Source organism: Candidatus Cryptobacteroides sp. (genome assembly GCF_056207615.1).
Genome location: NZ_JBAEER010000096.1, coordinates 1 through 12,262 on the forward strand (window position 1 = coordinate 1; position 12,262 = coordinate 12,262).

General features: G+C 52.8%; 15 protein-coding genes. 4 read left to right on the forward strand and 11 right to left on the reverse strand.

Annotation, left to right across the window (positions count from 1 at the left end; all coding sequences use genetic code 11):
- From AC06ND_RS05770 to AC06ND_RS05785, 4 genes are all read right to left on the reverse strand, one after another.
- The coding region (locus AC06ND_RS05770) for a M14 family zinc carboxypeptidase (RefSeq protein WP_475678044.1) at positions 1-684 on the reverse strand (684 nt) is incomplete at its 3' end.
- Positions 685-707: 23 nt separating this feature from the next.
- Positions 708-2,054 carry a DUF6057 family protein gene (locus AC06ND_RS05775; protein WP_475678045.1) on the reverse strand — a complete coding sequence of 449 codons (1,347 nt, stop codon included), beginning with the start codon at positions 2,052-2,054 and terminating at the stop codon, positions 708-710.
- A complete protein-coding gene (locus AC06ND_RS05780; protein ID WP_475678046.1) occupies positions 2,051-3,376 on the reverse strand; it encodes a TolB family protein in 1,326 nt (441 codons plus the stop codon). The genes AC06ND_RS05775 and AC06ND_RS05780 overlap by 4 nt, the downstream gene beginning before the upstream one ends.
- A 20-nt stretch (positions 3,377-3,396) precedes the next feature.
- A complete protein-coding gene (locus AC06ND_RS05785; RefSeq protein ID WP_475678047.1) occupies positions 3,397-4,038 on the reverse strand; it encodes an HAD family hydrolase in 642 nt (213 codons plus the stop codon).
- Positions 4,039-4,229: 191 nt separating this feature from the next.
- Here AC06ND_RS05785 and AC06ND_RS05790 point away from each other — a divergent pair, with 191 nt between their 5' ends.
- The gene (locus AC06ND_RS05790; protein WP_475678048.1) at positions 4,230-5,012 is read left to right on the forward strand and encodes a pyrroline-5-carboxylate reductase family protein; all 783 of its coding nucleotides are present in this window, start codon (positions 4,230-4,232) and stop codon (positions 5,010-5,012) included.
- A 9-nt stretch (positions 5,013-5,021) separates the two neighbouring features.
- Here AC06ND_RS05790 and AC06ND_RS05795 read toward each other — a convergent pair whose 3' ends face one another.
- From AC06ND_RS05795 to hisS, 5 genes are all read right to left on the reverse strand, one after another.
- Entirely contained in the window at positions 5,022-5,615 is a 594-nt protein-coding gene (locus tag AC06ND_RS05795) for a hypothetical protein (protein ID WP_475678049.1), read from the reverse strand.
- Positions 5,616-5,617: 2 nt separating this feature from the next.
- On the reverse strand, positions 5,618-6,106 hold the full coding sequence (locus AC06ND_RS05800; RefSeq protein ID WP_475678050.1) for an RNA polymerase sigma factor: 489 nt from the start codon (positions 6,104-6,106) through the stop codon (positions 5,618-5,620).
- 45 nt (positions 6,107-6,151) lie between these two features.
- Entirely contained in the window at positions 6,152-6,352 is a 201-nt protein-coding gene (locus AC06ND_RS05805; RefSeq protein ID WP_475678051.1) for a PspC domain-containing protein, read from the reverse strand.
- A 130-nt stretch (positions 6,353-6,482) separates the two neighbouring features.
- Positions 6,483-7,052: a type I phosphoribosyltransferase gene (locus tag AC06ND_RS05810; protein ID WP_475678052.1), complete on the reverse strand. Its 570-nt coding sequence runs from the start codon at positions 7,050-7,052 to the stop codon at positions 6,483-6,485.
- Between the two features lie 4 nt (positions 7,053-7,056).
- The gene (hisS, locus tag AC06ND_RS05815) at positions 7,057-8,403 is read right to left on the reverse strand and encodes a histidine--tRNA ligase (protein WP_475678053.1); all 1,347 of its coding nucleotides are present in this window, start codon (positions 8,401-8,403) and stop codon (positions 7,057-7,059) included.
- A gap of 69 nt (positions 8,404-8,472) precedes the next feature.
- Between hisS and AC06ND_RS05820 the strand changes: the two genes are divergently transcribed.
- From AC06ND_RS05820 to AC06ND_RS05830, 3 genes are all read left to right on the forward strand, one after another.
- Positions 8,473-9,636, forward strand: a complete 1,164-nt coding sequence (locus AC06ND_RS05820) for a type I phosphomannose isomerase catalytic subunit (RefSeq protein ID WP_475678054.1) — start codon at positions 8,473-8,475, stop codon at positions 9,634-9,636.
- Positions 9,602-10,051, forward strand: a complete 450-nt coding sequence (locus AC06ND_RS05825; protein WP_475678055.1) for an RNA-binding S4 domain-containing protein — start codon at positions 9,602-9,604, stop codon at positions 10,049-10,051. Before AC06ND_RS05820 ends, AC06ND_RS05825 begins: the two co-directional genes overlap by 35 nt.
- Positions 10,052-10,141: 90 nt before the next feature.
- Positions 10,142-10,483: a hypothetical protein gene (locus tag AC06ND_RS05830; RefSeq protein ID WP_475678056.1), complete on the forward strand. Its 342-nt coding sequence runs from the start codon at positions 10,142-10,144 to the stop codon at positions 10,481-10,483.
- Positions 10,484-10,649: 166 nt separating this feature from the next.
- On the opposite strand, the gene AC06ND_RS05835 is transcribed toward AC06ND_RS05830, so the two are convergent.
- On the reverse strand, positions 10,650-11,165 hold the full coding sequence (locus AC06ND_RS05835) for a hypothetical protein (RefSeq protein ID WP_475678057.1): 516 nt from the start codon (positions 11,163-11,165) through the stop codon (positions 10,650-10,652).
- On the reverse strand, positions 11,149-12,262 hold a 1,114-nt coding region (locus AC06ND_RS05840; RefSeq protein WP_475678058.1), incomplete at its 5' end, for an RHS repeat-associated core domain-containing protein. The genes AC06ND_RS05840 and AC06ND_RS05835, both read right to left, overlap by 17 nt.

Below are 12,262 nucleotides of genomic sequence, written 5' to 3' on the forward strand. Positions count from 1 at the left end.
ACCATGATCCTCGACGGAATAGGTCATGACGTACTGGAAGTCAGCGCCATTGGTGACATGACAGTCGATGAAGAGCTCCGGATCCCAGTAGTTATACATCTTGTGCCACTCCTTCATCTCAGGGGCATCGGTCTTGAGGAAATCGCGGTTGAGGTTCATGAGCAATGAGTTGTTGCGCGTACCGAGCTCCTCAGGGCCGTTCTGGTTGATGCGGTTGGTGGCGCGGAAATCCACATGGCCGTCGACATTGAAGATAGGTATCATGAGGAAGCTGACATCGTCCAGGAGGGATTTGTCCTTGCCTGTGAACACGAGGTCGCGCAGCCATATCATCGACGCATCCTTGCCGTCGGGCTCACCGCTGTGGATGCAGGACTCGACGAGCACGATGACGCGGCCCTTGGCGCGTATGTCCTCCGGAGTCGTGAGTCCGTTCTTGTCCACGATCACGAGATTGATGTCCCTTCCCTGAGGACTGACGCCGAAGCTCTCGAAGTTGACCATGGGAGACTGATCTGCCATGCGGCGGAAGAAGTCCATGGTCTCGTCATACCTGGGTGTCTTACGGAAGTCGGTCTGCTCTGCCAGCGTCACCCATTCCTGGGGTACACGTTTCCTGTCCGCTGCGATTACAGCAGCAGAGAGGGTGAAAAGCAAGGTGAGGGAAATGAGGAGTCTTTTCATTTCTGGGAATTCAAGAAATTGCGTCAGCTCTGCCCTGGGGTGAGGACTGACTGAGTGGATTCAGGCTTTGCGATAGGCTGTATCGTTCCCTGGGTGATGGCCTGCCTGAAATATTTAGGAAGCCTGCCAGGGTCTGTTGCTCCGTAGAATTCAGAGATGGTCTTTCGGAAGCTGTCCATGTCTCCTATGATGAGGAAATGGGCGAGTAACCTGTCGGCAGCGGCGCTGTTGGCGTCCTTGCAGTTGAGGAGTATTCCGCTGAGGTTGTATCTCGAACTGTTGGATATCATAGTGTCGCTTTCGCGCCCCTTGTCGTAGGCCACTTCCGAGCCCGATCTTGAACTCTCCATCGCCATCTTCCTTGCTGCCTGGGCCGTCTTTCTGTTGAACGGACTGCGCCCGAGTATGTCGGCATGCTTTATCGCGAGCTGGTAGTCTCCCTTTTCTATCTCGAGCCTGATGAGCTGGCGCAGGATGCCGAAGCTGGTGCCGTGCGGAAGCGCCATACCGAGCTGGAAGGCCTGATGGATGGCTTCGTTCGGACAACCTATGGTCTCGTATATCACGCTCCTCAGCGAGAATGCGCTCCAGTTCTCTCCGGCAGTCTCGCCGAAGCTCTCCGGTCCGGTGATAGGGTAGTCGAAAAGCCTTTCTCCTAGCTGTCCGCTGGCGTTGAGGGCCAGCAGGGCGTACGGTACGTATGACATGTCCGACTTGCAGAGCTGTGGGGTGGCTATGGCCAGCACCGTGCCCCAGTCATGGACCCTGGTGAGATATTCCACCGCGTACCATCTCTCGTTTTCCCTTATATTCTCGTTTCTCACGACAAGGACTCCGGCGACGACGATCAGTGCGACGCAGATGCCTTCCATGGCTACCTTGAACTTGTCCTTGAGAGGCAGTTTGACCGTAATCTTGTCATATGGGATGAAGGTCGAGACGAGGAGTGCGAGCAGCGAGGCGATAAGGATGAATACACCTGTGCGCGGTGTGTTCGCATGGGCTATCGCAATCCAGCTGGCAGCGCCGGCTATAGTTCCGAGAATCTTGTTCAGCGGGAGGAAACGCAGGAGCCTGCCTGTCCCGATGTATGCCACGGTCACGATCAGTGCGCAGATTGCGGCTCCGAGTCCTGCGACCCGGTAGAACTGCACCAGAAAGTCGCTGATGAGCGTCGCAAGAGGCCATGAGTCGGCGAAAAGCTGCCTGTAGTAGTCTGGAGTGTTGAGGAAGATTCCCTTCTGTTCCTGCATCAGCATGGTGTAGCGCAGGACATGGCTGCTGACATACCAGACCACGGCAAATATCACGCATGGGATAAATGCCGAGCTGAGTATCGTCCTGCTCTTTTCTTTGATCCTGCCCATCATCTGAATAGCTTTTCGATGTCTTTCTGCCTGTCCTCGACCTTACCCTTGACGAACTCGGGGATGTTGTACGATTTAAGACGCAGCTCGTTGTGACTGTACTTCTTCTGCGGGAGCATGAATGGCTTGGTGAAGCTGCCGTTCCCGTCGAAGTGGGTTATGTACAGTCTGGTGTAGCGACCGTCTATCCTGCGGCTGCTGAATACCATCCACTTGCCGTTGCTAGACCATGAATGGTAGCTTTCCGCGCCGTCGCTGTTCAGCTCGTCCAGCGGTCTGATGCCTCCGTCTGCGAGGTCCATCATCCACAGGTCTGCCTCGTCATGCCATATCGGGAAGGTGCCATAGGAAGAAGCTGTGAATACGAGCTTGTCTCCGCAGACCCTTGGGAAGGATACGGAGATGCTGTCGACGTCAAGTACGCAGCGAGGCTCTCCGACGAACTTGCTTCCGTCGAAGTCCATCGCCATGAGCCTGTATCGCAGCTGTGCGCGTTCGTATGGGAGGTTGCCCGGATCCTGCGAAGAGCAGAAATAGAGTGTCCTGCCGTCCTGCGACCAAGCAGGGAAGGTCTCGAGGCTCTCCGCGGTCTGCACGGGTACGCTGATCTCGTTGGTCTCGATGTCCATGATCATGATGTCGGACGCGGTGTCGAACACCTCCAGCGGCTGGTGGGCCGAGGCATAGAAGCTCTGGTGGGTGGAATTCGAAGAGAATACGATGTGCCTGCCGTCGGGGTTCCATGCAGTGTATGTGCCCTGCATCTTCGGTCCATGCTCGGCAAGGTTCATGATCCTGACACCGCTCTTGTCGACGAACACGGTTCCGCCGCCCTTTCCTCTGGCATGGAATATCAACCTCTCAGGGTCTCCGGATGGGAAGGTGTGGCAGTTCACACAGCCGCGATCATTGACCTTGTTGGTCACGATCGCGCTCTCCTTGTAGCTGGAGAGCTCCCTCTGGTAAATGCCCATGTCGTGCCAGCTCTCGTAGCCGGGTTCGATGAGCCTGTATGCAATATACGGATCAATCTCGTCCGAAGACACATGGATAGGGAAGTCCTTGTATCTGGTCCCGTTTCGTGAGCCTTTCTTCCATGAAGCTACGCTGACCCATATGATGTCTCCTTCCCTGCGCCTGTCGACCTTGCAGAGTGAACCGTCAGCCATGTCGAAGTTGAGCTGCGCCATGCCTTCTGGTATGGTCACGCCCACATAGTCCGGCACTATCTCCGGGTACTCGTCGACCTGACGGTAGTCGGACGGACCGCAGGCAACCGCGAGAACTACGGCGAGCAGCAGAGATATGGACTTAGGAAGGCGCATGAGGCAAAGATAGCAAAAATCTATGCAAGGAATCCCAGAATCTGGGACGGATCGGTGAAGTGGAACTCGGAAGGGATTCCCTGCTGGCCGCGCCCGTTCCAGTCGGCGAGGGCGAATTCACAGGATGCTGAGTGGGCGCACTGGCAGTCGTGCATCGTGTCACCTATGTATATGCACTCCTCCATGTCTATCTTCCTGCCGAGATCCTTCTCCTTGAGCTCGATGTACTTGAGGATAGGGTCAGGATGGGGCTTGTGGCGCTCGCTGTCCTCGGCGCAGATGCTGTGGTCGAAATATTTCAGCATGGGCGCGAGGTGTACATCCTTGCCGAATTCGAAGCGGTTGCGGGAGGTCACGCAGCCTATGCTGTGTCCGGCGGAATGGATTTTCTCCAGCACTTCGGCGATTCCGTCGAAAGGACGCATCATGTAGGAAAGCCGGATGAAGTTCTCTTCCCATACTTCCCCGAACTCGGCGGCGTCGTGGTATCCGAGCAGGCTGCCGACCTTGTGGCTCGGAATTCCGAAATATCCATAAGCCTGGTCGTAGCTCATGTCCAGGTCCATCAGCTGCTTTGCCGTGTCCATCATGGAAAGTACGCCGGTCTTCTCGGTGTCGATGATGGTTCCGTCGATGTCGAAAATGAAAAAATGCTTGTTCATGGACCTAAAGATACGAAGAATCCTCATTTTATGGAACTTGGCTCATCGGACCGGCTTCTTTAATTAACGGCAAATCGTGAGCAAAAAGGTGACAATAGGATAGAATTGTTATCCAATTGTACGATATTACAAGGTAATTGTTAATAATAGTGCTATTTTTGCCGTCCAATTCATAAAAGCTATATAGAGAAATGAAAGTAACTATCATTGGAGCCGGCAACATGGGCGGTGCAGCTGCCATCGGTATTGCCAAGGCTGGTCACATTGCTGCATCTGATATTACTATCACTTGCCCATTCCCTAATCTCCTCACCAGGTATCAGGAGCTTGGAATGAATACCAACACTGACAACAAGGAAGGTATCAAGGACGCTGACGTGGTAATCGTCGTGGTAAAGCCATGGGTGGTTCCTGCAGTAGCCAAGGAGATCGCTCCGGTCCTCGATTTCGAGAAGCAGGTAGTAGCCTGCATGGCGCCTGGCGTCAAGGAAGAGGAACTCGTAGAGAGCTTCAAGTACGAGGGCAATGTCCCTGCAATCTCATATGTAATCCCTAACATCGCCATAGAGTTCTGCGAGAGCATGAACTTCATCGCGCCTGTAACCGCTAAGCCAGAGCACATCGCAGTTCTCGAGAAGATGCTCGAGGGAACCGGTACCTCACTCGTAGTAGAGCCTCATCAGCTCCAGGCTGGTACCTGCCTCGCATCTTGCGGTATCGCATACGCTCTCCGCTATGTCCATGCAGCATCTCAGGGTGGTACCGAGCTCGGTATGTTCCCTTCAGACGCAGTGAAGATCGTTACCCAGACCATGCAGGGTGCCGTATCTCTCCTCAGGAACACCGGCGCTCACCCAGAGGCTCAGATCGATAAGGTCACCACAGCAGGTGGTATGACAATCAAAGGCCTCAACGCAATGGAAGAGGCCGGATTCACAGCTTCAGTCATCAAGGGTCTGAAGGCTGGTATCTGATAAGATTTTCTAGTCGTCAGCTTCGCCGAGGGAGATAAGAATCTCATCGCAGGTGTCGACTACCTTACGGTGCATCCTGTATCCCAGGAATCCACCGAATATTCCGCCGATCAACATACCTCCGACAAGTCCTATCGCATAGGCTGCGTCGGGGGTTTCTAATATCATCTCGGCAGCACACCACCCGAACCATACGATGATCATCGGGATTGCGATCTTGAACCAGTCGCGATATTCCTTCTTCAGCTTCTTGATCTGCTTTGCGCATTCGAGCAGGCTGCCAGTGCTTGCGGTATTTGATTTCACCCTGTTATGCATGACTGCGGTGCATGAGGCGCAGAAGATGAGCATTGCGACGGTCGCACCGATGAAGTACCAGCTGAGACCCAACTGATAGAATACAAACGCGCAGTATGGGGCTCCGATGATGCCGATCGCGATGCTTAGTATGCCCTTTCTCTGGATGGTCGAGATCCTGCTGGAAGTGGCGCTCCTGAGAATCCTGTCGTTTACTATTTCCTCTTTCGCGAGCATCTGCTTGAGCGCACTGATCTGCTCTCGCATATCCTCCATTTCGAGGTTTGTGATATCCTTGTGTTCCATGATTATTCTTCGTTTTTGGTTGACATTGCCTTGAGCTGCTCCCTGATCCTGAACAGCTTCACACCTACGTTCTTTGCGCTGATGCCGACGATGGCTCCGATCTCCTCATAGCTGATGTCCTCAAGCCAGAGAAGAACGATAGCTCGGTCGATGACGTCGAGCTTGTGGATTCTCTCGTGCAGTTTCTGTACCTGCTTCGATCCTTCACCCTCATCGGTGAAGAGGTCGATCCCCATAGAGAGCGGAACCTTCTCGCCTGCCTTCTTCTTCTTTCTCTCAGCAGAGATGCAGGTGTTGAGGCTGATACGCCAAATCCAGGTGTCCACGCTGGATTCTCTACGGAATGAATCGAAACCTTTCCACATATTGATAAGGATGTCCTGGAAGAGATCGTTGACCTCGTCCGAATCCTTGGAAAACATATAGCAGACCGTGTAGATCGTGCTCTTATGCTCCTTGACGATACGTGCAAATTCCTGTTCGCTGTTCATTTTCGTCGTGTGGCCGCTTAGGGCGGCGAATGTGTTTCTGAATAATTACTGGATGTAGATGTCCGGACGTGCAGGGATGATGATGGCTGCGATGAGGTATGCGAAGAAGCCTGCTCCTACGCAGAAGAATGCCACGAGCCATGCGAGCCTGATGATGGTTGGGTCGATATCGAAATAGTCGGCGATTCCGGTACATACGCCGGCGATCATCTTACCTTCAGGAATGCGATAAATTCTCTTTGCCATAGTTTCTTGTTTTTGATGTTTGCTCTTTAGACGAAAGAAAGCACCCATTTATTACAAAGATTGTGAAAAATATCGAAAAAAAGACGTCATCGGCTTTCCGGTGACGTCTCTATGGGCTTTGAGATACATTTTATATATGGATGATCGAAGCAACCGGAGCTATAGGCTCGAGCTTGTCCTTTCCTGCGAGCTCGTCGATCTCGACGACGAATACGAACTTGGTCACCTTGACTCCGTAGGTCTTGCCGTCCTTTACGATCTTGAGCTTGTTCATGGCCTCTGCGATACCTGCCGCGGTACCTCCTGTTGCGAGTACGTCGTCAAGGATGTTGATCTCGAAAACATCTCCGTTAGGCTCGCCTGCGGCGATGTCCGAGATACGGAAGGTCACGAGGTCCTCGCCGTACTCCTTCTTGATGGCTACCTTCTGGAGGTCGTCGGAAGCGAAAGGAAGCTTGTCCTTCTTCCTGATCGGAACGACGTTGCATACCTTGCTGTCTGGGTCGAGAAGGAGAGGGGCTCCGAAGAAGAATCCTCTTGCCTCCACGTTTGCTACAGTGGTGGCGGTCACTTCCTCATTCACCTTGTCCATGAGGCAGCTGAAAGTCTCCCTGCTCTGGATGAGCGGAATGATGTCCACGAAATTGATACCTGGCTTAGGAAAGTCCTTATAGAACTTAAGTTTGTCTGCGAGATTCATCTTTCTATGCGTTCAGGAATTCGAGAATAGACTGTACGTCGTCCTTAGGGAAGGATTTCTGCTCGCCGCTTGCGAGATTCTTGAGGTTGATGATACCCTGGGCGGCCTCGTCGCTGCCGACGATAGAAAGGAATGCGATGCCCTTGTGGTCAGCATAGTCGAACTGCTTCTTGAGCTTGGTCTGCTCAGGATAGATCTCGCATGCGACGCCTGCCTCGCGAAGCGTCTTCACCACAGGGATGAGGTACATGGCCTCGCCCATGTTCGCGAAGAGCACCTTGGTGGTCGACATGACTTCCTTAGGGAACTTGTCGAGACCTCCGAGCACGTCGTAGATACGGTCAGCGCCGAATGAGATGCCGACTCCTGACATGTTAGGAAGACCGAAGATGCCGGTGAGGTTGTCGTAGCGTCCGCCTCCGCAGATGCTTCCGATCTGGTAGTCGAGAGCCTTGACCTCGAAGATCGCTCCGGTGTAGTAGTTGAGACCACGGGCGAGAGAGAGGTCGATCTCGACCTGGTTCCTGATGTCCGCTGCAGCGATGAAACCGAAGAGCTCCTCGAGCTCGTCGAGGCCCTTGAGACCGGTCTCGGAACCGCTCATGATGCCTCTCATGGTGGCAATCTTCTCGCTTGCGCTGCCCTGGAGGGTGAGCACAGGCTCGATGATCTTCACGGCTTCGGCTGTGAGACCCTTCTCCATCATCTCCGCCTCCACGGCCTCGATGCCGATCTTGTCGATCTTGTCGATCGCGACGGTGATGTCCACCACCTTGTCTGGGAATCCACAGATCTCTGCGAGTCCGGTGAGTACCTTGCGGTTGTTTATCTTGATGCAGACGCGCACGTCGAACTTGCGGAACACCTGGTCCACGATCTGTACGAGCTCGAGCTCATTGATCTGGGAGGTGCTTCCGATGACGTCGGCGTCGCACTGGTAGAATTCACGGTAGCGTCCCTTCTGAGGGCGGTCAGCACGCCATACGGGCTGAATCTGGAACCTTCTGAAAGGGAAGGTGAGCTCGTTCTGATGCTGCACCACGAAACGCGCGAAAGGCACGGTGAGGTCGTAGCGGAGGCCCTTCTCGCATACCTGAGCGGTGAGCGGCTTGGACATGTCCGCGCTTGCGAACGGATCGCCTGAGTTGAGGATGCGGTAGAGGAGCTTGTCTCCCTCGTCTCCGTACTTGCCCAGGAGGGTGCTGAGGTTCTCCATCGCCGGAGTCTCGATCTGCGAGTAGCCGTAGGTCCTGTAGACGCTCTTGATGGTGTCGAATATGTAGTTGCGCGCTGCCATTTCGGCAGGGCCGAAGTCTCTTGTTCCCTTTGGAATCGATGGTTTCTGTGCCATTTCTTACATAAATAGAGTGAACGGCAAATTTAGCAATTTTTTCATACCTTTGCGCCAATACATGGCACTATGGAGACAAAGAAACAACTATATCCGTTGAAGTTCATCCCCGTCCCGGTCAGAAAGCCCTGGGGAGGCGATGCGTTAATCAAGATGCTCGGAAAATCCTTCGTCGAGACCGATGACGAAGGGGAGGAGCATAAGCTTACCGCCAAGGACAAGGTCGGTGAGAGCTGGGAGCTTGCCGACTTGGGCTTCCAGGAGTCCGTTGTTGAGGACGGATGGCTCGCCGGCAATACCGTCGAGGAGCTTATGGAGACCTACATCGACAGGATCGTAGGCGAGGACATCTACAATTGGTATGGTCTGCAGTTCCCGCTCATGGTGAAGTTCCTGGACATGGAGGATATGACTTCCGTGCAGGTGCATCCGGACGACGAGGTCGCCGAGGAGCGATACGATGCGCTCGGCAAGGCAGAGCTTTGGTACGTGATGGACGCGAAGCCGGGAGCGAAGGTATATCTCGGTTTCTGCCGCGAGGTGTCGGCGCAGGAGTTCTACGAGCGCTGTCTCAATGGAAGCGTGGAAGAGATACTGAACGTCATCTATCCGAAGAAGGGTGACACCATCTATATCGCTCCGGGTACGGTGCATGCTGCCGGCGGCGGACTGCTGGTCGCTCAGATTCAGGAGGCTTCCGACATGACCTTCCGTCTCTATGACTGGGGGAGAGAATCCGATTCTGCCACCGAAAGACCGATGCATCTCGAGGAGGCCATAGATGTAGTCGACTATACCATGAACAGCCAGTCACGCTGGCATCGCGGACCGCTCTGGGACGATCCGCAGGCCGAACTTCCAGTCGTGGAGAACATTGTCAGCAGCCCTGAGTTCACTGTGAATCTCCTCCGTCTCAAGGAGCCGGTGAAGGCCTCGACTTCGAAGGCCGGCAGCTTCCTCGTGTATGTATGTGCCGAAGGACAGTTGAGCATCCAGGTTCCTTCGCAGGACGGAAAGGGAACAGACACGACCGTGCTTTCCAAGGGCGAGACCGTCCTCATCCCCGCAGATATGCCGGACTATCTCCTCGTACCTCGTGACAAGGAGACGGTGATACTCGAGGCAACCGTGGAGAAGAGGAGCGACATGGACGAATATATCAATCCGAATACTGAGGCATACCTCGAAGGTGAGGACTATGAAGGCCTCGAGTCCGGAGAACTTCTCAATTAGGGCGATGGAGAGCACAAGGATAGACAAGTACCTCTGGGCGATCCGCGTCTACAAGAGCCGCACTGACGCCACCGATGCCTGCAAGGGCGGAAAGGTTAAGCTTAACGGCCAGGACGTGAAGCCTTCCCGTGACATCAAGGCCGGGGACATGCTCACTGCGCGCAAGGGTCAGGTGCAGTTCACCTTCCGTGTCATAGAGCCAATCGACAAGAGGCAGGGTGCGAAGTTCGTGCCCCAGTACGCAGAGAACCTGACTCCTCCGGAGGAACTCGAGAAGATGAGGACACCGGTGGAGACCTTCTTCTTCAAGAGGGACCGCGGAACCGGAAGACCTACCAAGAAGGACAGACGCCAGATGGATTCGCTCTGGGATCTCCTGGACGACGGATTCGACCTTGACGATCTTGATATGTAATTTTCCGGGTCGCCGTAAGGGTAGTACTGGTTCACCTGCCTTACGTTGCCGTTCTCGTCCGCCACGACCCTCACGCTCCCGAGGTGGTCGGTGAGGAAGAACTGGTATGTCGGAGTGTTTCCGCTCATCTGGGCATATCCTCCGTCGAATAGCACCTTGCTGAGCGCGTTCGCCGTGAAGACGCAGCTGCCGGAATATATTCTTTCCAGCCCCCTGTTTCCCAGTCTCAGCGCGAAGGTCTCGCTGAGCATCCTCCCGTCGGCGGCGTATACCACGTTGAGCTGGCTGCTGCCCATGAGCCTTATCGTGGACGGCAACCCTATCTCATTGTACTCTATCCCGCTCGCCAGTCCGGCGGCTCCGGTGTACCTTCCACAGGCGTCGTATGATGCCAGGGTTCCTAGTCCTGACGAAAGCCTGTTCCCGTCATAGTGGAAGTCGTATCCCCTCATCCCGGACTCGGACGGATTCCTCCACTGCATGGACGATATCTTTCCGCCCCATCGCGGAATCGTTCCCGTCTCGTATGCGAGGCTCTCTGCGAAGAGGCTTCCCGAGATGCCTGTCATCCATGAGCGTATGTTGAATGATTCTGCTATCATTCTGTGATATCAATCGTATTTGGTATTTCAATTGAATCTGGATTTACCCATCCTTCAGACGTGTACTCAAAGGTAAAACTATACGGAAACTCTTTTATCTCAAATTCCATTATTAATAATTTCCAGGCAAACAAGTCTTCTCCTATTGTATAGAACGTGCTTTTCGATCGTTCTTTCGTTTCTATGAATGATTTTTTGAAACTATCGCTTTTCCCTCTTACAAATAAAAAGACTTGGCGATCCGAAATTTGTAATACTCCAATGGGCGGTTTTTTGTATGTAAATTTATAATCAAAACTATTTAGAGGAAGTTGGCTCTCTAATAGACATGTATCTCCATCGAAGCTAAGGGAATAGGTTTTTGACTTGTATCCATCGTAGTCATATTGAGCAAGTGCATCTATTAATAAGGCCTCAAGATTGACATCGTTTATTACAAAGGTTTTAACACGCTTAATCCTCGTGTTAATTCTTTCGTGTATTGTTTGTGTAGGTTCAACATACTGATTCACGGGCCGTTGCCCAATGAAAACAGCTGAAAGTATCGTGGCTAGTAATATCGATATTCTCATAGTTTAGTGAATTTTTTATCACGCCGAAAGAATCTACCGTTGGCCATGACGAATCCCTTGAAAATGGAATTTCATAATCTCCATTTTTTGATGATATCGTAATACTAAATTTGGCCATAGGGAATCTGTCCTGAATAAGCTCCGCTGTTCTTATGTCACCAATACTTGGGAACGGGAAATTGTTGGTATGGGTATGTCGAGAAGACAAAATTGTAAAACCAGAAGAGAATAAATATGACGAAACGCCAACATTGTCCTGTTGTCCTGATGTTCCGACGATATAAGTCGGAGATTTTTGTACCCCAACACTGACAATCTCACTCTCTGCATTTAGAGATTTGTGTAAGAAATAGTATAGCTGTTCTGCCGCATCTTTATTTTTTGTTTTGAACGCCGTGAGAGATGATGGAAGTTCTTTTCCTGTAGACGCGTCTACCCCCAGATACTTTCTTTTATCAATTGAGGTGAACGTTCCAAAATCAAGGACTATCTCATCATAGGTAGGCTCATCGACAGTGTCGGAACGTAAAACTTGTATGACATCATTTTCAACATAATCTGTGTCATGATTCAGCATTTCGCCATTGTTGTTAAATACCCATTTGTCTCTGCCATCAGCGTCAAAAAAGTTAATCGGATCCCCGGCACAGTAGACGTACGGACTTATCGAAGGATACTTCTCGGCAAGCGGGTCGATTGTGGTGAACCTTCCCATCGAGGTCTCGAGGTATCTTGCACTGAAGTCGTAGAGTCCGGTCTCCGTCGCAAGTTCCTTGCCGGTGAAGCGGTAGCGGTTGTCGTTCTCGTCCGCCACGACCCTCACGCTGCCGAGGTGGTCGGTGAGGAAGAACATGTACGTAGGCGTGTTGCCGCTCATCTGGGCATATCCTCCATCGAAGACCACCTTCTTCAGCGATCCCCCCTCGAAGATGCAGTTCCCGGAGTAGTTGCGTATCACGGTGGTTCCCGACGAGGTCACCCTCTCCCTGAGCTTCCTTCCGTCAGTTGCATAAACGACATTCACCGTCGAGCCGTCC

What these genes read in the sequence shown, in the direction of transcription:
- AC06ND_RS05775 (WP_475678045.1), bottom strand. Translation starts at nt 2,054, where the DNA reads ATGATGGGCAGGATCAAAGAAAAGAGCAGGACGATACTCAGCTCGGCA.
- AC06ND_RS05825 (WP_475678055.1), top strand. Translation starts at nt 9,602, where the DNA reads ATGAAGGCCTCGAGTCCGGAGAACTTCTCAATTAGGGCGATGGAGAGC.
- hisS (WP_475678053.1), bottom strand. Translation starts at nt 8,403, where the DNA reads ATGGCACAGAAACCATCGATTCCAAAGGGAACAAGAGACTTCGGCCCT.
- AC06ND_RS05805 (WP_475678051.1), bottom strand. Translation starts at nt 6,352, where the DNA reads ATGGCAAAGAGAATTTATCGCATTCCTGAAGGTAAGATGATCGCCGGC.
- AC06ND_RS05820 (WP_475678054.1), top strand. Translation starts at nt 8,473, where the DNA reads ATGGAGACAAAGAAACAACTATATCCGTTGAAGTTCATCCCCGTCCCG.
- AC06ND_RS05800 (WP_475678050.1), bottom strand. Translation starts at nt 6,106, where the DNA reads ATGAACAGCGAACAGGAATTTGCACGTATCGTCAAGGAGCATAAGAGC.
- AC06ND_RS05790 (WP_475678048.1), top strand. Translation starts at nt 4,230, where the DNA reads ATGAAAGTAACTATCATTGGAGCCGGCAACATGGGCGGTGCAGCTGCC.
- AC06ND_RS05810 (WP_475678052.1), bottom strand. Translation starts at nt 7,052, where the DNA reads ATGAATCTCGCAGACAAACTTAAGTTCTATAAGGACTTTCCTAAGCCA.
- AC06ND_RS05795 (WP_475678049.1), bottom strand. Translation starts at nt 5,615, where the DNA reads ATGGAACACAAGGATATCACAAACCTCGAAATGGAGGATATGCGAGAG.
- AC06ND_RS05785 (WP_475678047.1), bottom strand. Translation starts at nt 4,038, where the DNA reads ATGAACAAGCATTTTTTCATTTTCGACATCGACGGAACCATCATCGAC.
- AC06ND_RS05780 (WP_475678046.1), bottom strand. Translation starts at nt 3,376, where the DNA reads ATGCGCCTTCCTAAGTCCATATCTCTGCTGCTCGCCGTAGTTCTCGCG.